At 64.2% G+C, this 20,404-nt stretch carries 21 protein-coding genes; 9 read left to right on the top strand and 12 right to left on the bottom strand.

The genetic code is table 11. From position 1 onward, the window contains the following. Window positions 1–55 precede the first annotated feature (55 nt). A complete protein-coding gene (locus M2375_RS04155; RefSeq protein WP_259164135.1) occupies window positions 56–541 on the bottom strand; it encodes a YajQ family cyclic di-GMP-binding protein in 486 nt (161 codons plus the stop codon). 65 nt (window positions 542–606) lie between these two features. On the opposite strand from M2375_RS04155, the gene murB reads away from it, so the two are divergent. Beyond that, window positions 607–1,707: a UDP-N-acetylmuramate dehydrogenase gene (gene murB, locus M2375_RS04160; protein ID WP_259164136.1), complete on the top strand. Its 1,101-nt coding sequence runs from the start codon at window positions 607–609 to the stop codon at window positions 1,705–1,707. 11 nt (window positions 1,708–1,718) lie between these two features. Here murB and M2375_RS04165 read toward each other — a convergent pair whose 3' ends face one another. From M2375_RS04165 to M2375_RS04190, 6 genes are all read right to left on the bottom strand, one after another. After that, on the bottom strand, window positions 1,719–2,948 hold the full coding sequence (locus M2375_RS04165; RefSeq protein WP_259164137.1) for an MFS transporter: 1,230 nt from the start codon (window positions 2,946–2,948) through the stop codon (window positions 1,719–1,721). A gap of 159 nt (window positions 2,949–3,107) precedes the next feature. Next, window positions 3,108–3,884, bottom strand: a complete 777-nt coding sequence (locus M2375_RS04170; RefSeq protein ID WP_259164138.1) for an ABC transporter ATP-binding protein — start codon at window positions 3,882–3,884, stop codon at window positions 3,108–3,110. Window positions 3,885–3,903: 19 nt separating this feature from the next. Next, window positions 3,904–4,617, bottom strand: a complete 714-nt coding sequence (locus M2375_RS04175) for an ABC transporter permease (protein ID WP_259164139.1) — start codon at window positions 4,615–4,617, stop codon at window positions 3,904–3,906. Next, the gene (locus M2375_RS04180; RefSeq protein WP_259164141.1) at window positions 4,614–5,300 is read right to left on the bottom strand and encodes an ABC transporter permease; all 687 of its coding nucleotides are present in this window, start codon (window positions 5,298–5,300) and stop codon (window positions 4,614–4,616) included. The genes M2375_RS04175 and M2375_RS04180 overlap by 4 nt, the downstream gene beginning before the upstream one ends. Before the next feature lie 208 nt (window positions 5,301–5,508). Continuing rightward, window positions 5,509–6,270: a transporter substrate-binding domain-containing protein gene (locus tag M2375_RS04185; protein ID WP_259164142.1), complete on the bottom strand. Its 762-nt coding sequence runs from the start codon at window positions 6,268–6,270 to the stop codon at window positions 5,509–5,511. Window positions 6,271–6,569: 299 nt separating this feature from the next. Beyond that, on the bottom strand, window positions 6,570–7,049 hold the full coding sequence (locus M2375_RS04190; RefSeq protein WP_259164143.1) for a hypothetical protein: 480 nt from the start codon (window positions 7,047–7,049) through the stop codon (window positions 6,570–6,572). Between the two features lie 394 nt (window positions 7,050–7,443). On the opposite strand from M2375_RS04190, the gene M2375_RS04195 reads away from it, so the two are divergent. The 3 genes from M2375_RS04195 (at window position 7,444) to M2375_RS04205 (ending at window position 11,909) form a co-directional block, all read left to right on the top strand. Beyond that, window positions 7,444–8,988: an acetolactate synthase large subunit gene (locus tag M2375_RS04195; protein WP_259164144.1), complete on the top strand. Its 1,545-nt coding sequence runs from the start codon at window positions 7,444–7,446 to the stop codon at window positions 8,986–8,988. A 49-nt stretch (window positions 8,989–9,037) separates the two neighbouring features. Next, complete coding sequence (locus M2375_RS04200; protein ID WP_259164145.1) at window positions 9,038–9,463, top strand: DUF2946 family protein; 426 nt, start codon at window positions 9,038–9,040, stop codon at window positions 9,461–9,463. A gap of 262 nt (window positions 9,464–9,725) precedes the next feature. Next, window positions 9,726–11,909, top strand: a complete 2,184-nt coding sequence (locus tag M2375_RS04205; protein WP_259164146.1) for a TonB-dependent copper receptor — start codon at window positions 9,726–9,728, stop codon at window positions 11,907–11,909. A gap of 57 nt (window positions 11,910–11,966) precedes the next feature. Here the strand turns inward: M2375_RS04205 and M2375_RS04210 are convergent, their stop codons facing one another. Together M2375_RS04210 and M2375_RS04215 are read right to left on the bottom strand one after the other, a co-directional pair. Then, entirely contained in the window at window positions 11,967–12,437 is a 471-nt protein-coding gene (locus M2375_RS04210; protein WP_259164147.1) for a CopD family protein, read from the bottom strand. A gap of 77 nt (window positions 12,438–12,514) precedes the next feature. Continuing rightward, a complete protein-coding gene (locus M2375_RS04215) occupies window positions 12,515–13,012 on the bottom strand; it encodes a flavodoxin family protein (protein ID WP_259164771.1) in 498 nt (165 codons plus the stop codon). Between the two features lie 119 nt (window positions 13,013–13,131). On the opposite strand from M2375_RS04215, the gene M2375_RS04220 reads away from it, so the two are divergent. Next, complete coding sequence (locus M2375_RS04220; RefSeq protein WP_259164148.1) at window positions 13,132–13,557, top strand: PaaI family thioesterase; 426 nt, start codon at window positions 13,132–13,134, stop codon at window positions 13,555–13,557. Window positions 13,558–13,614: 57 nt separating this feature from the next. On the opposite strand, the gene M2375_RS04225 is transcribed toward M2375_RS04220, so the two are convergent. Beyond that, window positions 13,615–14,409 carry an enoyl-CoA hydratase/isomerase family protein gene (locus M2375_RS04225; protein WP_404979282.1) on the bottom strand — a complete coding sequence of 265 codons (795 nt, stop codon included), beginning with the start codon at window positions 14,407–14,409 and terminating at the stop codon, window positions 13,615–13,617. Between the two features lie 41 nt (window positions 14,410–14,450). Continuing rightward, window positions 14,451–15,440, bottom strand: coding sequence for a tripartite tricarboxylate transporter substrate binding protein (locus tag M2375_RS04230; protein ID WP_259164151.1), 990 nt, complete (start codon window positions 15,438–15,440; stop codon window positions 14,451–14,453). 200 nt (window positions 15,441–15,640) lie between these two features. On the opposite strand from M2375_RS04230, the gene M2375_RS04235 reads away from it, so the two are divergent. Beyond that, window positions 15,641–16,435: a crotonase/enoyl-CoA hydratase family protein gene (locus tag M2375_RS04235; protein WP_259164152.1), complete on the top strand. Its 795-nt coding sequence runs from the start codon at window positions 15,641–15,643 to the stop codon at window positions 16,433–16,435. A gap of 18 nt (window positions 16,436–16,453) precedes the next feature. Here M2375_RS04235 and M2375_RS04240 read toward each other — a convergent pair whose 3' ends face one another. Then, window positions 16,454–17,899: a PLP-dependent aminotransferase family protein gene (locus tag M2375_RS04240; protein WP_259164154.1), complete on the bottom strand. Its 1,446-nt coding sequence runs from the start codon at window positions 17,897–17,899 to the stop codon at window positions 16,454–16,456. A 109-nt stretch (window positions 17,900–18,008) separates the two neighbouring features. Here M2375_RS04240 and M2375_RS04245 point away from each other — a divergent pair, with 109 nt between their 5' ends. From M2375_RS04245 to M2375_RS04255, 3 genes are all read left to right on the top strand, one after another. Then, a complete protein-coding gene (locus tag M2375_RS04245; RefSeq protein ID WP_259164156.1) occupies window positions 18,009–18,446 on the top strand; it encodes a carboxymuconolactone decarboxylase family protein in 438 nt (145 codons plus the stop codon). A gap of 33 nt (window positions 18,447–18,479) precedes the next feature. Further along, complete coding sequence (locus M2375_RS04250; protein ID WP_259164157.1) at window positions 18,480–19,250, top strand: SDR family oxidoreductase; 771 nt, start codon at window positions 18,480–18,482, stop codon at window positions 19,248–19,250. Between the two features lie 273 nt (window positions 19,251–19,523). Continuing rightward, entirely contained in the window at window positions 19,524–20,159 is a 636-nt protein-coding gene (locus M2375_RS04255; RefSeq protein WP_259164159.1) for an FMN-dependent NADH-azoreductase, read from the top strand. The last annotated feature ends 245 nt before the right edge of the window (window positions 20,160–20,404 follow it).

The following is a 20,404-nucleotide window of genomic DNA, read 5'->3' on the forward strand; positions in this document are numbered from 1 at the left end:
CAGGCCGCGCTGCATAGCTTGCAGCGCGGCCTGTTTGTTTGTGACCGAAGGTGGATCAGTCGCGGAAATTGTTGAACGAAATCGGCACGTCGGTCACGTCTTTTTTCAGCAGCGCCATCGCGGCTTGCAGGTCATCGCGCTTGGTGCCGGTGACGCGCACGGCATCGCCCTGGATGGCAGCTTGCACCTTCATCTTGCTGTCCTTGATGAGCTTTTGGATCTTCTTGGCCAGCTCTTGCTCGATGCCGTTGCGCACCTTGATCACTTGCTTGACCTTGTCGCCGCCGACCTTCTGCACGGGGCCCTTGTCCAAAAAGCGCACATCCACATTGCGCTTGGTCAGCTTGTTGCGCAGGATGTCTTCGACCTGCACCAGCTGAAAATCGGCATCGCCGAACATGACGATCTCTTTGTCCTTGAGCTCGATGCCGGCCGAGCTTCCCTTGAAGTCGAAACGGGTGCCAATTTCCTTGGCGGAATTCTCAACAGCGTTTTTCACCTCGACGAAGTCGGCTTCGCAAACCGTGTCAAACGATGGCATAAATACTCTCCTTGCAGGCCAGGCTGAGCGCCTGAGTGGGTCGCGACAAGTGCGACAATCTAGCGATGTTAGTCGAGAAAAATGCCCCGCTGCAGCAATACAACACCTTTGGCATCATGGCGCGGGCCATGAACCTGGTGCGCGTGCAATCCCCCCAAGATATCCCAGAATTTTTGGCGCAGCCTCCGCTGGGCGCCAGCCGCCAGGTGGTGGTGCTTGGGGGTGGCAGCAATATTGTCATCACCGGCGATGTCGAGCCCACCGTCTTCAAGATGGAAATCATGGGCAAGCGCCTGGTCGAAGAGACCGACAAGCACTACATCATTGAAGTGGGTGCCGGCGAGGTTTGGCACGAGGTGGTGGCCTGGAGCCTGGCCCAGGGCTACCCGGGGCTGGAGAACCTGGCGCTGATCCCTGGCACCGCAGGTGCCGCGCCGGTACAGAACATTGGTGCCTATGGTGTGGAGTTGCAAGATCGCTTTGACTCGCTCGATGCGATGGATCTGAGCAATGGCCAGCATTTCAGCCTGCAGGCGGCGCAATGCGCGTTTGGCTACCGGGATTCGGTGTTCAAGCATGCGCCGGCCGAAACCATGCCGCTGACCATGATCGCCCGCGCCACCGGCGTGGCCGAGCCCCGGGGCATGGGGCTGGCGGGCCGCGCCGTCATCACCCATGTGCGCCTGCGCCTGGCCAAGGATTGGAAGCCCGAGCTGGGCTACCTGGACCTGGCCCGCAAGCAGGCCGAAAAAGGCATTGCGCAGCCGACGGCCCAGGACATCTTTGACTGGGTGGTCGAGATTCGCCGCGCCAAGCTGCCCGACCCGGCGCAGATCGGCAATGCCGGCAGCTTTTTCAAAAACCCGCAGGTTACGGCCGACCAGTGCGAGGACATCATCGCGCGCGAACCCAAAATTGTGCACTACCCCATGCTGGATGGCAGCATCAAGCTGGCGGCGGGCTGGATGATCGATGCCTGCGGCTGGCGGGGCAAAAGCATTGGCAAGGCCGGTGTGTATGACCGCCAGGCGCTGGTGCTGGTCAACCTGGGTGAGGGCGAGGGCAGCGTTACTGGTGGTGAGGTGGTCACCTTGGCGCGTGCCATCCAGACCAGCGTTTACGAGCGCTTTGGAATCCAGCTGGAGCCCGAGCCCGTCGTTTGGTAGGCGCGTCAGACTCAGCGTTTGCCAGGCGGTATCCAGCGCGCCAGTGCAGCGGCTGCGCCCCAGGCCAGCAGGCCGATGCAAGCGATGCCGCTGGCCAGGGACAGGCTGCCGGCCAGGAACGACAGCAGAGCCGGCCCAAGGGACGAGCCCAGGTCGGCCGCCAGTCGCCATAGCCCCAGAAAATGTGCCCTGGCATGGCGCGGCGCATGGTCGGCGCCCAAGGTCATGATCAGCCCCGAGCCGATGCCATTGCCAAAGCCCAGTGCCATGGCGGCCAGCAGCAGCGTGGTCACCGTGCTGGTCAAGGGCATCAACAGCATGGCGGCGCCCATCACCAGCATCGACGGCACGGCCACCCAGCGCCGGCCTTTCAGATCCATCAGCTTGCCTGCGGGGTAGAAGACCAGCATATCGATAGCGCCCGCCAGCCCGTAAACCAGCGAGGCAGCCGCTGGCGCCAGGCCCAGGTGGTCGGCCCACAGCGGAATGACCACTTGGCGCGAGGCGCGCACGGCGCTGACCAGCAACACGCCCAGGCCGAGGGTGAGAAACAGCTTGTGGTGCGCGCGCAGGATGCCGGCGATCGACGGTGCCTCGGTCGGTACCGGCTGGCCTGGCAGCCCGGTGGGGGCAGCGAGATCGGGCACGCGCAAGCCAATGGCTGCGGCGCAGAGCACGCCCACGATGCCCACCGCAAATGCGGCATGCAGGCCCCAGGCATGCATGGCCCAGGCGCCGATAAAGGGCCCGATAAACATGCCGATGCGCATCACCCCGCCCAAGGTGGACAGTGCCCGCGCGCGGAATGACACCGGCACGGCCTCGGTCAAATAGCTTTGCCGCGCCAGGTTGTAAACCGCCTGCGACATGCCCACCATCAGGCAGCCCAGCGCAAACAGCCACAGCTGCGCGGTGGCCATGCAGAGCGCCATGCCCAGGGCGCTCCACAGGCCAGCCGCCACAATCGCCCAGCGTTCGCCCCAGCGCGCCGTGATCAGCGAGGCCGGAATATTGCTCAGCAAGGAGCCGATGCTGATCAGTGCCACCACCAGCGCCGCCATAGATACGGATGCGCCCAGATCGCGCGCCATCAGCACGATCACCGGCAGCACCGCACCCTCGCCAATGCCAAAAAGCAGCGAGGGGCCAAAGGCCGCCACGGCAATGCGGCGCAGCGAGAAATCTGCGCTTGTGCCTGCTACGGGATCCGGTGCGGGGGGAGGGGAGCTGGGCGTGCCCATGGTGGCGGTGAGGGGGGTGCGAATCTGCGCTGGTGGCCCGAAGGGTGCTTGGCGCTGCCAAGAACTTCTTCAAGCGCAGCAGCCTCGGGCCCTATTTTGCGCCTACCCGGCGCTTGGATGGCGCTGATCCTGTCGCGGGCAGAACGCGGCTTAGTCTGCTTACTTGAGGCTGCCCGAGAGGAAGCGCGCCAGGCGCTCGCTCTTGGGGTTGGCCAGCACCTCGCGGGGCGGGCCTTGTTCTTCGATCAGGCCCTGGTGCAGGAAGATCACGTGGTTGGAGACCTCGCGGGCAAAGCCCATCTCGTGGGTCACGACCAGCATGGTGCGGCCTTCCTGGGCCAGCACCTGCATCACGCGCAGCACTTCGCCGACCAGCTCGGGGTCGAGGGCCGAGGTGGGCTCGTCAAACAGCATCACCTCGGGCTCTACCGCCAGTGCGCGGGCAATGGCCACGCGCTGCTGCTGGCCGCCGCTCATGTGGTTGGGGTAGCTGTCTTCCTTGCTCTCCAGGCCCACCAGTTTGAGGTACTTGCGGGCACGGGCCACGGCCTCGTCCTTGCTCAGGCCCAGCACATGCACGGGCACTTCGATGATGTTCTGCATCACCGTCATATGCGCCCAGAGGTTGAAGTGCTGGAACACCATGGCCAGCTTGCTGCGCAGGCGTTGGAGTTGCTTGGGGTCGACCGCGTTCAGCGCGCCGTTGCGGTCGGTACGCAGCTGCAGGCTTTCGCCAGCCACGATGATTTGCCCTTGCTGCGGCTGCTCCAGCAGGTTGATGCAGCGCAAAAAGGTGCTCTTGCCCGAGCCAGAACTGCCGATGATGCTGATCACGTCGCCAGCGCAGGCGTTGAGTGAGACGCCCTTGAGCACCTGGTTGCTGCCATAGCTCTTGTGGATGTCCAGCGCCTGCAGTTTGTAGTTGGATGCGTTCATATCTCGATGCTCAAATGTCTTAGGCCTTGCGCGGGGCCAGATAGCCCAGGAAACGGCGCTCTGCCAGGCGGAAGATGCCAATCAGGATGAAGGTGATGCTCAGGTAGATCACCGCCGCCGCGATATAGGCTTCAAACGGCAGGTAGTAGTCCGAGTACACCCGGCTGGCCGCGCCGGTCAGATCGACCAGCGACGGCACGATGGAGGCCAGGCTGGTCGAGTGCAGCATCATCACCACCTCGTTGCTGTAGGCGGGCAAGGTGCGGCGGATGGCGCTGGGCATGACGATGCGGCGCATCAGCTGCCAGCGGCTCATGCCCATGGCGCGGGCGGCCTCCACTTCGCCCTTGTAGGTTTCGCGGATGGAGCCGGCCAACATCTCGGCCGTGTAGGCGGCCGTGTTCAAGGTGAAGGCCAGGAAGGCGCAGAAGAAGGGCTCTTTGAAATAGGTCCAAGGCCAGACCGTGTCCCAGCGCGCCTGCACCCATTCGAGCTGGGAGAAGCCGTAGTAGATCAGGTAGACCTGGATCAGCAGCGGCGTGCCGCGCATGAAGTAGGTGAAGGCCCCCACGGTTTTGCGCAGCAGCCAGGAGCGGCTGACCAGCGCCAGCGCGCCCAGCAGCGCCAAAACTGCGCCAATGAACAGGCTGGACAGCAGCAGCTTGAGGGTGGTGACCAGGCCCTCACCGTACAGTGCAATGGTGTCGGGCTGAAAAATGACGTCCCAGTTCATAGCTGCACCTTTTCGGTTCCCAGGCTGTAGCGAGCATTGAGGCGGCCCAGCGCCCACAGAGAGACCGATGTGTAGACGAGGTACAAGGCAGCGGTGAACAAGAAGAAGATGAAGGGCTCGCGCGCCGCCGCGCTGGCCTGTTTGGCCAGGTAGGTCATGTCTTGCAGGCCGATCAGGCTGACCAGCGCGGTGGCCTTGATCAGCACCAGCCAGTTATTGGTAAAGCCGGGCAGCGCATAGCGCACCATCTGCGGCAGGGTGATGCGGAAAAAGGTCTTGAGCGGGCTCATGCCAAAAGCCCAGGCCGCTTCCATCTGCCCCTTGGGGATGGCCAGGATCGCGCCCCGGAAGGTCTCGGTCATGTAGGCGCCGTAGATAAAGCCAATGGTGAAGGAGCCGGCGACAAAGGGGTTGAGGTCGACCGAGCTTTCGCTGCCCATTTTTTCGAGCAAGGTATTGAGGCCGATGGCGCCGCCGTAAAAGATCAGCAGCATCATCACCAGCTCGGGGATGCCGCGCACGACCGAGGTATAGACCGTTGCCAGCACCACCAGCGGGCGGCGCCCCGAGAGCTTGGCGCTGGCGCCCAGCAGCCCCAGCACGGTGGCGATGGCGGCCGATGCCAGCGAGACCGCCACCGTCAGCAGCGAGCCCATCAGGATCGATTGAAAGTAATCACTCATAGTTTTTGGCCTTAGGCGCCGCAATCGCTGTGTGCTATCGGGCGCGTGGATGGCCTGGTGTATGCCTCTGAGGGCGCTTGCAAATAGGGCTTTGCACCAAGCAATTGCGGCGCGTTCCAGTATGAAGACTCTGGAGCAGCGCGCCGCTTGGTGTTAGCCCTGATCAAAAACGCTGCGGCAGCTTGGGTGCCACAGCGCCTTGCAACGATCAATTGCCGTAGGGATCGAAGTCGAAGTACTTCTTGGCAATGGTGGCATAGGTGCCATTGCTGCGGATGGTCTTGATCGCTTCGTTGATCTGCTTTTTCAGGTCGCCCTGGTTTTTGCGCAGCGCAATGCCGATTCCGTCACCGTAGTACTTGGTCTCGTACTGGTCAGGGCCCTTGTAGCCATAGTCCGCACCTTCGGGCTTGCGCAGGAAGCCGCCATTGACTTCGACCTTGTCGGCCACGGTGCCATCCAGACGGCCGGATTTCACATCCAGGTAGACCTGGTCCTGGGCTTCGTAAGGCACGATGGTGGCGCCTGCGGGCTTGAGCTCGCCGTTGGCCCACTTCTCTTGGGTGGAGCCCTTGAGCACGCCAATCTTCAGGCCCTTGGCAGAAGCGGGGCCCTTGTATTCCACGCTCTTCTTCAGCACCACGGCGCTGGGGGTCTTGTAGTAGCGGTCGCTGAAATCCACCACGCGGCGGCGCTCGTCGGTCATCGACATGGAGCTGACGATCACGTCATACTTTTTGGCCTGCAGGCCGGGGATCATGCTGTCCCAGACCTGTTCGACAAACACGCACTTGCGTTTGATCTGCTCGCACACCGCCTTGGCGATGTCCACATCAAAACCGGTGACTTCGCCCTGAGGCGTTTTGTAGGTAAACGGTTCGTAGGTCGGGTCGACCGCTACTTTCAGGTCTGCAGCAAATGCGGGGGCAGCGATAGCGGCCACAGCCAATGCGATCAAGGTTTTACGCATAGTGAATCCTCGGATCCTAATGTTGATAAGGTGGCTAGCATGCTAGTGCTTTTGCTGCCCGCCGTCGGGGTCTAAAACAGCTTGTGGCGACCCGGCGACAGCTCGGTGCCGTGCTTTGAGGCAAAGCGGCGAGCTTGTGCGCATTATCACCAGCCTAAACGGCCGCCCGGCGCAAAAATCGACGTTGAAGCGTCAATTTTTACGCCCTATCCAGGGAAACACTAATAAGTATGGGTTGTGACAGACGTTTCGATCATCTATTTTGTCGAAACGTTTGTGCGGAAGACGTATACAGGTGCTTACTTCTTCCAGTAACCCGGGCGGATCAGCAGGCTGTGGACGCGGTAGGGCGCCTTTTCCTCGATGCCGATGTCCATCGGCACATAGGCCTTGTCACACTGCAGCAGATAGCTGGTGATGTAGGGCGTGGGGCTGGTCATCTGCGCGCCCACCTTGCAGCTGCCCACGCTTTGGTGCACATCGTTGAACACCTGCTTCATCTGGTCGGCCGTGACTTGCTTGTTGAAGTCTTCGGTGAATGTCTTGGAATCGGGTACAGCGGCCTTGCCTTCAAAGGCGGCCAGCAGTGCCTGGAAGCGCTGGGCCAGGGCTTTTTCAGCGGCCGGGTTGGGCGCTGGTGCCTGGGGGGCGGCTTCCGCGCTGGGCGCGGGGGCTGCAGCGGGCGCGGTGGCCGTGCCTGGGTTGTTCTGGGCTTGGGCGGCCAAAGCGGCGCAGGCCAGGGTGGTGGACAACAGGGCGTGGCGAGACATACGGTGCATGCGGGTTTCCTTGGTGTGGTTTTGCATCCGGCCATCCTAGGCGCAGTGGGCGCGGCAGGCGTAACACTTGGTGTTCAGATGCAGGGGATGAAACAGGCATTGCGCGGGCGTTTTGCCGCCGACTCGCAATGCCAAAACCACCATCCGTACAGACTTCCGTACAGGCGGCTTGGGTGTTTACCGACTGTGCCGCAGCCCATGCGCTTGCTGCGCCATCCAATGCCTTAAGAGCCTCTGAGAATTAGCCTACATAGCTGCTGCATGCGTAGGCCCCAGGCGCCATGGGCGAGACAAGCGGCTACTGGGCGGCCTGCTTTCATGTTGGCGACCCGGTTTTTGCGCCGAAGCGGCTATGGTGTCGCGCAGTGAAACGCAACCCCATAAGGAATTCGAGATGAACGGCGCACACAGTCTGGTCAAGACTTTGCTGGCAGCAGGTGTGGATACCTGCTTTGCCAACCCCGGCACCAGCGAGATGCACTTTGTAGCAGCTTTGGACCAAATCCCGGGCATGCACTGCGTGCTGGGCCTGCAGGAGAACGTGGTGACCGGCATGGCCGATGGCTATTACCGCCTGGCACGCAAGCCCGCCTGTACCTTGCTGCACTGCGGCCCGGGCCTCGCCAATGGCCTGGCCAATTTGCACAATGCCCGCCGCGCACGCAGCGGCATCGTCAACATTGTGGGCGACCAGGCCACCTACCACCGCCCTTTTGATGCACCGCTGACGGCCGACACCGACGGCCTGGCCCGCACCGTCTCAGGCTGGGTGCATACCAGCACCCACAGCGCTGAGCTGGGCGAGGATGCAGCCATGGCGGTGCGCGCGGCATCGACCTTTCCCGGCCAGATTGCCAGCCTGATTTTGCCGGCCAATGTCTCTTGGGACGAGGGCGGCGTGGTGGCGCAGCCGCTGCCCGTGCCTGCGCCGCCCGCAGTGGATGGCCATGCCATTGATGAAGTGGCAAAGGTGCTGCGCCAGGCGGGCGGCAAGGCCTTGATCCTGCTGTCCGGCGCAGCGGTGTTTGCGCCAGCGCAGGCGCTGGTGTGGCGGCTGGCGCAGGCCAGCGGGGCTGCGGTGCTGGCGGAGTACGGCGCCTCGCACCTGCAGCGCGGCAGGGGCCGCATGGCGCTGGAGCGCGTGCCCTATGGCATGGAGGCCGCCATCAAAACCCTGGCCCGGTTTGAGCACATCATCCTGGTGGGGGCCAAGCCGCCGGTGGGCTTTTTTGCCTACCCCGGCATGCCCTCCACCCAGTACCCGGCCAGCGCCCAGTTGCATGTGTTGACACGCCCCGAGCAAGAGCCGCTGGCCGCCCTGCAAGCGCTGGTGGATGCGCTGCAGGCACCGCAGGCGGCCATCCCCGATGCAGGCCCCCGGCCAGAAGCTGCGACCGGTGCGCCCACGCCCGAGGGCCTGGCCCGCACGGTGGCGGCGCTGATGCCCGAGGGGGCCATCATCTCGGACGAGAGCATCTCCTACGGCCGGGGCTTTTACCCGCACACCCATGCGGCGCCGGCCCATGACTGGTTGCACCTGGCCGGCGGCGCCATTGGGGATGGCATGCCGGTCGCGACAGGCGCGGCCATTGGCGCGGGCAAACAGCGCCGGGTGATCAACCTGCAGGCCGATGGCTCTGCCATGTATTCGCTGCAATCGCTGTGGACGCAGGCGCGCGAGCAGCTGCCCGTCACCACCATCGTGCTGAACAACAGCCGCTACAACATCCTGATTGGCGAGTACAAGGGCGTGGGCGCCACCCCAGGTGCCACTGCCATGCAGATGCTGGACCTGGGCAACCCATCGATCGACTGGGTCAAGCTGGCAGAGGGCATGGGCGTGGAGGCCGCCCGGGCCACCAGCCTGGAGCAGTGCGCCAGCCTGATGAAAGCCAGCTTTGCGCAACCCGGCCCGTTTTTGATTGAGCTAATCATCTAATAGATTCTTCAGCTACTCAGCAGGAACTCACCTACACTTCTGCCTCACCATGCTCCAACGCCTGCGCAGCCGCCCCCGCTTTTCCGCCCTGATCACGGCGGTTTTTGCGTTGCTGCTGCTGGTGGCATCGCTGGCAGGCGTGCAGGTACGGGTGCTGGCCCAGCCCATTGCGGCCGCACTGGCGGCCGATGTCTGCAGCGTCAATGCCCCAGCGCTGGATCTGGCACTGGCCCATGCGGACCATGCAACCTCGGACGATCTTGCTCCCGAGGGCAGTGACAGCCATGCCGGCCATGCGGCACACGGTGCGGATTGCGTGCTGTGTATTGCGATGGCGCTGCCCCAGGCGTTTGCCGCCGATGTGCACCGGCCTGCGGCGCCCGCCTTCCGCCAGCAGTGGCAGGCGCAGGCTGCGCACACCCCCCAAGCGCCGGGCGCGCCGCTGCCCGCGCGCGGCCCACCACAGCTTGCCTAGCGCAATCTTGCCGCAGTGATCCTGCTTGCCACTCCCCGCGCACGTTGATGCGCTGAGGGCGGCCGTGCATCGCCTGCGGCCCATGGGCCTGGTAGTTTTTGCCTTCTCACGCCTTGCTTGGCTGCCTTGTGTGGCTCAGGGGCTGGGGCATGGCTGCGGGTGCCCGCCTTGGTGCAAGCGCCGCTGCGATGCATGCCGCGCTGTGCCGCCTCTTTTAAGCGCAAGCCGCCGCACGATGCGGGGCTTGCTGCGAGAGACATTGATGACTTCTTCCTTCTTAGCGGCAGCGCCTGCGTTGCGCCTGCCTGCCGTGCCGCGTGCCCGGCGACAGCGACCGCAGGCGGCGCTCTCCGTCCTGGTACTGGCCACCACCTCGGCCTGGGCGCAAACACCAAGCGCTTCGGATATGCCCCCCTACACCCCTGCGGAAATCAGCTTGCAAGAAACCGTGGTGACGGCCGTGCATGAGCATTCGCCATTGCAGGTGGTGGCCGATCCCAAGCAGCCGCGCCAACCGGTGCCGGCGAGTGACGCGGCCGACTACCTCAAAAGCATTCCGGGCTTTTCGGCGATCCGCAGTGGCGGTTCCAACAGCGACCCGGTGTTCCGGGGCCAGTTTGGTTCGCGCCTGCCGATCCTCAGCAACGGCCAAACCTTGTTGGGCGCATGCCCGGCGCGCATGGATTCGCCCAGTTCCTATATCTCGCCGGAGACCTACGATGTGCTGACGGTGGTCAAGGGCCCGCAGACGGTGATCTGGGGGCCGGGTGCATCGGCTGGCGTGGTGCGTTTTGACCGTGAGCGGCCGGCGCTGGACAGCGGCCAGGTACGCCTATCTGCCAGTTTGCAAGGCGGCACAGCAGCGCGCAGTGACCAGAACATCGACCTGCTGGCTGGCAACGCTGAGTATTACCTGCGCCTGACCGCCAACCACTCGCAAAGCAAGGACTACCGCGATGGCGATGGCCAGCGCGTGCCTTCGCACTGGGACAAATGGAACACCGATGTGGCCTTTGGCTGGACGCCCGATGCCAACACCTGGCTGGAGCTGAGTGCCGGCCAGGGCGACGGCGAGGCGCGCTACGGCGGGCGCGGCATGGACGGGACCCAGTTCAAACGCGAAAGCTATGGCCTGCGGCTGGAAAAAAAGAACCTGAGCGAGCGCTGGACCAAGCTCGAAGCGCAGCTGTACTACAACCGCGCCGACCATGTGATGGACAACTTCAGCCTGCGCCCCTTTGTGCCGGAAGGGGGCATGTCCATGCCCATGGCCGCCAATGTGCGGCGCACCACCACCGGCATGCGGGTGGCAAGCACCTGGCAGCTGGGCCCGCATACCGAAGCGGTGCTGGGCGTGGATGCGATGGACAGCCCGCACGACAGCCGATCGGGCACGCCCATGCAGTCCTACCGCAGCAAGGACTGGGCGCGGGATGCCAAGTTCAGCAACCAGGGCTTGTTTGCGCAGGCCACGCAGCATTTGGGTAGTGAAGACAAGCTGGTGGCCGGCCTGCGGCTGGACCGCGCCCAGGCCTGGCGCTACCCCAGCAAAAGCGGTATGGGTGGTATGGGCGGCATGGATGGGATGGGCGATATGGGTGGCATGGCGGGCATGCAGGCCATGGGCGCTATGGATGGCGGCATGCCCGCCACCGCGCGCAACCACCGTGAGCGCCGTGCCTTGCCCAGTGGTTTTCTGCGCTGGGAGCGCGCCCGCGCCGATGGCAGCACCGTGTATGCCGGCCTTGGCCATGTGCAGCGTTTTCCGGATTACTGGGAGCTGATATCGCCCAGCAACAGCGCGGCAGACCAAGGCGATGCCTTTAACCGCCTGCAGCCCGAGAAAACCACCCAGCTCGATGTGGGTGCCAGCTGGAAGGGCGCGGACTGGCAGCTGTGGACCTCCGCCTATGTCGGCCAGGTGCAGGACTACCTGCTGTTTGACTACGCCGGCATGGCCTCCAACGTGCGCAATGTGCAGGCGCGCACTGCTGGTGCAGAGTTGGGTGGCAGTTATCAAGTGGCCACCGGCTTGACCGCCCAGGCCACCTTGGCCTACAGCTGGGCGCGCAACCGCAGCGATGGCAAGCCACTGCCGCAGGTGCCGCCGCTCGAAGCCAAGCTGGGCCTGGACTACCGGCAAGGCCCCTGGAGCGCCGGCGCGCTGTGGCGCCTGGTCGCCGCCCAGCACCGCTATGCCATAGGCCAGGGCAATGTCGTGGGCCAGGATCTGGGGGCAAGCGCGGGCTTTGGTGTGCTGTCGCTCAATGCCGGCTACAAGATCAGCGAGCAGCTGCGCCTGACTGCTGGCATCGACAACGTCTTCAACAAGACCTATGCCGAGCACCTGAACCTGGCGGGCAATGCCGGCTTTGGCTTCCCCGGTGGGGTGCGCATCCATGAGCCGGGTCGCACCCTGTGGCTGCGGGGGGACATGAAGTTCTGATGCGGGCCCGCGCCGCTGCCGTGCAGGAGCCGGTAGCGGCGCTGTGGACTGGAACGTTCAGAGCGGGACGCGCAGAAAAAGCACGATCACCGTTCCCAATGCCAGGTTCAGCGCCACCAGCTGGCGAATCTGGCCCAGGGCCTTGCCGCCTGCGGGCCAGTCCTTGGCATTGACGGCGCGGTCCAGCCGCTTGAACAGCGCAAAGCGGATATGGCCAAACACGGCCATCATCGCCAGGCCCAACACGGCCATCACCATCCAGGACACGGGCATGCTGAACTTGGCCCCCGCCTGCGCGGCCATCTGGTGGACCAGGCCCATCATGCCGATGCCCGACAGCAGCACGGCAGCGATGATGACCAGCACCACGGCAAAAAAGCGCCCCAGCACATCGCGCATCAGCACCAGGCGCTGGGGTGGTTCGAGCTGCTGCAGCGCAGGGCGCAGAAAGAAATGCGCAAAGGCCATGCCGCCCAGCCAGACGATGATGGCGAGCAGGTGCACGGTTTTGAGAATGATGTAGAGCATCGGGGGAGCCATGTTGTGGTGTGGGGGTGCGCTATGGTAAGCGGCAACCCGCCCTTGGCGCGGGATACTTGTCTGCCTTAGAAAATACCCATAGCCAAACCAGCGGCCAGGGCTTCGCCCAGCGCATGGCAGCGCTGCAAGTCGTCCGCCCCAATCTTTTTGGTCGCGGCAATGGCCTCAGGCGTTTGGGCGTGGGTGCAGACAATGAGCGGCTCGGCGATGGCTTTGAGCCGCCAGCCCGTCGCAATGCGGGCCATCTGGCGCGCGGCGTTGCTGCCATCGCTGCCGGCGCAGACCAGGCTGGCATAGGGGCGGCCCTGGATGCGGTCGAGCGCCGGGTAGTAGCAGCGGTCAAAAAAGTCCTTCATCAGCCCGCTCATGGCCGCCAGGTTTTCGGGGCAGGCAAACAGGTAGGCGCTGGCGGCCAGCACGTCGGCAGGCCCGGCATCGGGCGCGCGCAGCAGGCGTACGTCCACGCCCGCCTGGCTGGCGGCACCAGCGCGCGCGGCCTCAGCCATCTGGCGGCTGCCATCCGTGTGGCTGTGATAGACGATGAGCAGTTGCGGGCACTCCATGGCCGCCAGCATAGCGGCAAAGGCCGCTGTCATGTGCAGGACGCGCGCTCAGGTTTTGGGCGGCGCTGCGTGCTAGATTGGCCCATTCCCCAAAAGCCAAGCCCCTGAGGCATACGACCATGAACGATCTGTTTGAGCGCATCGCTGCCAGCTTTAATGCCCAGGGCTTGATGCAGACTTTGGGCGCCAGCCTGCTGTCGGTGGCACCGGGCGAGGTGCAGATTGCACTGCCTTTTCAAAAGTCGCTGTCCCAACAGCATGGTTTTTTGCATGCCGGCGCGGTGAGCAGCGTGGTCGACAGCGCTGCCGGCTATGCGGCGCTGACGGTGGCAGCCGAGGGCTATGAGGTGGTGACGGCCGAGTTCAAGATCAACCTGATGCGCCCGGCCATTGGCGAGCGCTTTGTGGCCATTGGCAAGGTCGTCAATGCCGGCAAGCTGCTGACGGTGTGCAGCGGCGAGGTGCTGGCCTATGGCGCGGATGCGGCAGTGCCACCGAAGGTGGTGGCGCTGCTGCAGGCGACGATTGTGAATGTGAAGTACTGAAGCGAATTACCCGCCAGCAACGCCTTGGCTGTTTGCTGGTGCGGCGTCAGACTGCGCTCAGTCCTGCCACTGGTACAGCGGTGGCTGCTTGCCCACAAAGCGGGCAATCGCCTCTTGGTGGAAGGCGCTTTCGCGGCACAGGGTCTGGGCCAGCGCTTCTTGCTGGTAGACCTCGGCGCGCTGGGTCTCAAAGGCGCGGTTCATCACGCGCTTGGTGTAGCCAATGGCTTCGGTCGGGGCGCTGGCAAAGCGCTCGGCAAAGGCCAGCGCCTCGGCCAGCACGTCTTCGCTGGTCAGCTTGTAGACCATGCCCAGTTGCTGGGCCTCGTCGGCGGCCACCACGCGGGCGGTAAAGGCCAGCTCCTTGGCCGTTTGCAAGCCCACCAGGCGGGGCAGCAAATACATGCCGGCCAGATCGGGCACAAAGCCGATCTTGGCGAACACGCAGCAGAACTTGGCCGACGGCGCAGCCAGCACAAAATCGCCGGCCAAGGCCAGCGACAGGCCGGCACCAAAGGCGCTGCCCTGCACGGCGCTGATGACGGGCTTTTCCATGTCCAGCAGCTCATCAAACCAGCGGTGCAGGCCCAGCATGCGGTTGCGGCTGTCAAACACATCTTGCTTGCCGGCAACAGTGGCCTGCATGCTCTTGATATCGCCCCCGGCGCAGAAGTGGCCGCCGGCGCCGGTCAGCACCACGGCTTTGATGGCGCGGTCATCGCGCACCTGGGGAATCAGGCGTGTGAAATCCTCGCGCATCTGCTCATCGAGCGCGTTGCGGGCCTGGGGGCGGTTCATGGTCAACACGGCGGTGGCGCCGTGCATGCTCAGGGTGAGGGCGGTCATAGCAATCAGTTTAAAAATAAAGCGGCGGAGTCGGGCAAGGGCTGCGGCTATTCAGCGCGGATCCCCAGCTTCTGGGCTACCGGTATCCAGCGTTCGCGCTCGGACGCGACGAACTGTCCCCATTCTGCGGTGCTTGCCGCGATGGGTTGCGCACCTATGCGACGCAAGCGCTCTTGCACATCGGGCTTGGCCAGTGACTGGTTGACGGCCTGGTTCATGCGCGCAATCGCCTCGGCTGGGGTGCCGCTGCGGGCCACCAGGCCAAACCAGGCGCTGGCCTCGGTATTGCCAAAGCCCAGCTCGGCCAGGGTAGGCACCTGGGCCAGCGGTGCAAAGCGCTGCTTGTCCAAAATGGCCAGCGGCACAATGCGCCCGCCAATGGCTTGTTGCATGCACGAAGGCAGGGCATCAAACATGATGTCTACATTGCCGCCCATCATGCTGGTGATGGCTGGCGCACTGCCGGAGAACGGCACGTGGGTGGCTTGGAAGCCCATGCGCTCGCTGGCATATTCGCCCGCCAGGTGGGTGATGTTGCCGCTGCTGGCCGAGCCCATGCTGAGCGTCTTGCCCTGGCGCTGGGCTTGCTGGGCCAGCGCAATCAGCGCACGCAGATCGCTGGCACCCAGGTCCTTGCGGGTGACCAGCAGCAAGGGTGCTTTGCCCAGGCCTGCCACGGGCACAAAGTCCTTGGCGGGGTCGTAGTTCATCTTGGCGTAGATGGCGCTGTTGATGACCAGGGGCGCATTGGAGCCGACAAAAAACGCCAGTCCATCGGCTGGCGCGCGCAGCACGGTTTCGGCAGCAATCATGCCTGCCGCGCCGGCCTTGTTCTCAATGATGATGGGCTGGCCGCCGGCCTGCGCCACGTCATGGGCCACGATGCGGGTGATCTGATCGGCAGCGCCCCCTGCGGGGTAGGGCACCACCCAACGCAGGGGGGCATCGGCGGCGCGCGCCAGCCAGGGGCTGGCCAGGCTGGCGGCGGCGCCCAGTTGCACAAGCCGGTGGCTGAACTGGCGTCTGGTTGGGTCCATGAAGTGTCTCCTAGGCAGCATATCGTTATGGGCATGTAGGGCGCTGCCTGCCCCCGCATCCATGCAGGCTAGGGCCGTTTTCAGGCAGCGTCCAATACCAAATTGCTCTCAGCTGATATGCAAGCAGATGTGGCCTTTACCCGTATGCTTGGCAGCCATATCGCACACCCCAGACCTACCCGGAACCAGGAGCCCCATCCATGACTGCATTTTTGAAGTACGAACAGCAAGGCCATGTTGTGACCTTGACGATGAGCCAGCCCGAGCGCCGCAATCCGCTGACGGGCAACACGGCGGTGGCCGAGATTCTGGCCGCCTGCGAGACCATTGCGGCTGACAGCAGCGTGCGTGCGGTCATCCTGACGGGCGAAGGCCCGGCGTTCTCCTCGGGAGGTGATATCAAGACCATGCAGCAGCAGTCCTTTGGCGAGGTCGATGGCATGCGTATCCGCGACGACTACCGCAGGGGTATTCAGCGCCTGCCGCTGGCCCTGTTCAACCTGGAGGTACCTACCATTGCCGCCATCAATGGCGCAGCGGTGGGCGCGGGCCTGGACCTGGCCTGCATGTGCGACTTGCGCGTGGCCTCGGACAAGGCCCGTTTTGCCGAGAGCTTTGTGAAGATGGGCATCATCCCTGGCGACGGCGGTGCCTGGCTGCTGCCTCGGGTGATTGGTATGGCACGCGCGGCCGAGCTGTCGCTGACCGGCCGCATGATCGATGCGGCCACGGCCTTGCAGTGGGGTCTGGTATCGCAAGTGGTGCCGCCTGAGGAATTGCTGGGCGCCGCGAACGCGCTGGCCAATGAGATTGCGGCCAACCCGCCCCAGGTCACCCGCATGACCAAGAAGCTGATGCGCGAGGGCATGCACCAGAGCTTGGCATCGTTGCTGGAGCTGTCAGCCGCCTACCAGGCGCTGGCCCACCAGACGGCCGATCACCGCGAAGCGGTGAGTGCATTCCTGGACAAGCGCACGCCCGAGTTCAAGGGCTAAGCGGCTCCGCCCAGTGTCCTAGCCAAAGGCCTGCTGGATCTGGGCGGCCAGCTGCAGCGCCTGCGCCTCGCTGGTGATATTGGCAAAACCCATCAGCAGGCCCTGGCGGGGTGCGGCATCGATGTACCAGCGCGAGAGCGGGTGCGTGGCCAGGCCCTGCACGCGGGCGCGCTGGGCCACCAGGCTGTCGTTGTCGCCGTCGCCGATTTGGCCAAGCAGATGCAGGCCGCCGGGCTGCAAGTCAATGCGCAGGCGATCCCCCAGCACGCTTTGAAAGCTGCGCTGCGCCATGGCGCGGCGCTCGGCATAGAGCAGGCGCATTTTCTTGAGGTGGCGGGCAAAATGGCCCTGGGCCATGAAGTCGGCCACGCTGGCCTGCAGCAGATAGGGGCAGCCCGCATTGAGGTTGGAGCTGACAGCCTGAAAGCGTGGCACCACCTCCAGCGGCACGACGGTATAGGCCAGGCGCAGGCCGGGAAACAGCACCTTGCTGAAGGTGCCGGCATAAATGACGCGGTCGCGGCGGTCCAGGCTTTTGAGGGCGGGCAGCGGCCGGCCCTGGTAGCGGAACTCGCTGTCGTAGTCGTCTTCGATGATCCAGCTGCCGGCCTCGCTCGCCCAGTCGAGCAGCGCCATGCGCCGCTCCAGCGACAAGGTCACTCCCAGCGGGCTTTGGTGCGAGGGCGTCACCATCGCAAATTTGGCGTAGGGACTGAGCTGACGACCCGCATCGACCTGCAGGCCTTGCGCATCAACTGGCACCGGCACGATCTGCACGGCCGCATTTTGCAAAAACGGGCGCGCCAGGATGTAGCCCGGGTCCTCGAACCAGAAGGCATCGCTGGGGCTGGCGAGGCTGCGCAGGCTTAGCTCCAGGGTATTGCGCAGGCCGGTGGTGATAAAAACCTGCTCGGGCACGCAGGTGACGCCGCGTGAGACTGCCAGGTATGCGGCAATGCGCTGGCGCAGTTCCTCATCGCCCTGCGGGTTGGGGTAGGCCAGGCGGTAGGGCTCGCTGCTGCGCAGGCGATGGGTGACCAGCCGGTTCCAGACCTTGCGCGGAAACGCATCGAGCGCCGGCAGACCCAGTTGCAAGGGTCTTGGGTGCAGGCCGTCATGGTCGACGATATCGGCCGCCGGCGGCCTGGCCAAGGCCTGCGGCGGGGGCACCAGCGCTGCCTGGGGCAAGCTAGGCGACACGACGGTACCGGCTGCGCCGCGCACCAAAAAATAGCCTTCATCGGCCAGGATGCGGTAGGCCAGATCGACCGTGCCCCGTGCCAGGTTCAGTGCAGTGGCCAGGGCGCGGGCGGCAGGCACCCGGTCGCCGGCACGCAAATGGCCCTGTGCAATGGCGGTTTTGAAGCGCTGGCAGATCTGCAGGTACATGGGCTGCTGCAAGCTGCGGTCCACCGGCAATTGCAGCGTTTGCAGGGGATCGGTGTGGGAGGTGTCAGAAATCATGGCCTAGTCATTTTTGCATTTCTTGGCTCTTTTGGCTTGGCCAAGAGGCTTGCATACTGGCGATCAGCAACGGACTTTCGCCGACGCACCCCCTCTGATGGAGATTGATATGCAAACCCGACTCGACTTCTACACCGCTGACCCCGCCATCATGAAGGCCTTGATGGGGGTGGAAAACCAGATTGCCAAAGGCAGCCTGGACATTCTGCTCAAGGAGCTGGTGCGCCTGCGCGCCTCCCAGATCAACGGCTGCGCCTTTTGCCTGGACATGCACGTGACTGACGCCAGCAAGGCAGGTGAATCCAGCCGCCGCCTGGCCACCGTGGCCGCCTGGCGCGAGACGCCGTTTTTCAGCGCACGCGAGCGCGCAGCCCTGGAGTGGACCGAATCGCTCACCCTGGTCTCGCAAAACCATGTGCCCGATGCCGTATGGGAAGCCGTGCGCCCGCACTTCACCGATGCCGAGCTGATGGAGCTGACCGCCGTGGTCACCTCGATCAACAGCTGGAACCGCTTTGCCATCGCCTTTCGCAAGATGCCTGTTTAAGCAAGCACGCACCGGCGCACCGCAACGCAGTCTATGAAAATCCTGGTCCTCGGCGCTTGTAGCTTGCTGGGAGCCAAAGTTGCCAGCAACCTGCGGCAGCTGGGCTACCCGGTGGTCACCGCATCGCCAGGCGCAAGCATTGATGCCGATGCCGACCCAAGGCTGGCTGCGGCGCTGCGCGGGGTGGAGGTGCTGATCGATGTGCGCGAGCCCCCGTCGCCGCAGGCAGCAGGGGCATTGGGTGCTTTCGAGGCCAGCGCTTGCCGTTTGAACGCCGCCATGGCGGCTGCGGGCGTAGCGCACCATATTGCGCTGTCGGCCCTGGGCTTATTGCGCATGCAGGGCAGCGCCTACTACCGCGCCAAGGCGGTGCAAGAGTGCATGGTTCAGGCCGGCAGCACGGCCTACACCATCGTGCGTGCGGCGCCGCTGTATGAATGCCTGGCGCGCTGGGCGCAATGCAGCCCCGCCGGTGTGGTGCTGCATGTGCCAGTGGCAGCAGTGCAAGCGATGGCGGCGGAGGATCTGGCGATGGTCATGGCCGATGCCGCGTTGGCGCAGCCATTGGGCGCTTGCATGGATGCCGCCGGCCCGCAGCGCATGGGTATGGCCGACTGGATGCAGCAGTACTTGCATTTGCGGGGTGACCCCCGCAGCGTGGTGCCCGATGGGGATGCGCTCTACCACGGCCTGCGTTTGGAAGATGGCTGCCTGTTGCCCGCAGGGCCGGCGCGGCTGGGAAGCACCACCTTGGCAGCCTGGGTCTGCAAATCTGGGCTGCTGCAAAGCCAAAGCAAGGCCTAGGGATCCTCTGCATAACCCTCGCCAAGCGGGATGGATGCGGATCGGGATGAGACGCAAGGCGTCTTTTGCAGTCAATAGCCGTAGCTATTGACAAGGAAGACAACGCAGCGGATCGCCCGAGCCCGCGTTCAGACCACGGCAGGGAGTTTTGCAGAGGGTCCCTAGTTGCGATGGATGGCGTACGGCGCGTGGATCGCTCGTGGCAACCCGTATTTGAATGGGCCCCGAAGTCTGAAAATTCGGCCTGACTATTTCTTGATGATTGGAATTCGTATGACACGTACTTTGCTATTGAACAGCGGCCCCCATGGCCAGGCCAGCCATGGCTACCAACTGGCTGCAGAGATGCTGGCCGAGTTGGGCCTTTCGCAACAGCAGCTGGTGGAGCGCGATCTGCTGGCCAGCCCGATACCGCCGATCGGCCGGGACTATGTGCTGGCCGTGACCTCCGGCGCAAGTGCGGAGGCACCGGCACTGGCCTGGTCGGAGACGCTGATCAGCGAGCTGGAAGCCAGTGAGCTGCTGCTGATCGTGACCCCCATGCACAACTTTGCGATTCCGGCCACGCTCAAGCTCTGGCTGGACCATGTGATCCGCATCCACCGCAGTTTTGAATCCACCCCTGAAGGCAAGATCGGCCTGATAAAAGACCGGCCGACCTTGGTGCTGGTGAGCTCAGGTGGCTTCCACACGGGCCCCCGCGCGAGGCAGGAAGATTTCCTGACGCCGTACCTGCGCTACGCGCTGGCCTCCATCGGCATTCGCAATGTGCATTTTGTCTTGCTGCAGGGCCTGGTGTTTGGGCCCGATGCGGTGGCCACCGCGGTGGATGCCGCGCGTGACGTGTTGCGAGCGCAGCTGGAACCGTTCAAGCGCCAGGCCCAAGGCGCCCTGACCGCCGCGCGTTGATGGCCAGCGGGCCAGGCAGTGGCAGCCTGGCAACCGGAAATTCGCAGTGGAAGGCTGGGGGCCCGCAGACCCTGGGCGTTCGCTCCCGGGTGTGTGTACCAGTGTGAGCGGCAGGCTGGCCGGTACAGGCCAGCGCCGGCCCTGCCGCTGCATACCGCATGCCGCTACCTGCTACTTGTGCCTGCTACTCGTAGCTGCTAGTTGCACCTGCTACTTGCACCTGCAATCAGCAGCACGCTTGTAGC

Source organism: Comamonas sp. BIGb0152 (genome assembly GCF_024809975.1).
Lineage (GTDB): Bacteria > Pseudomonadota > Gammaproteobacteria > Burkholderiales > Burkholderiaceae_C > Comamonas.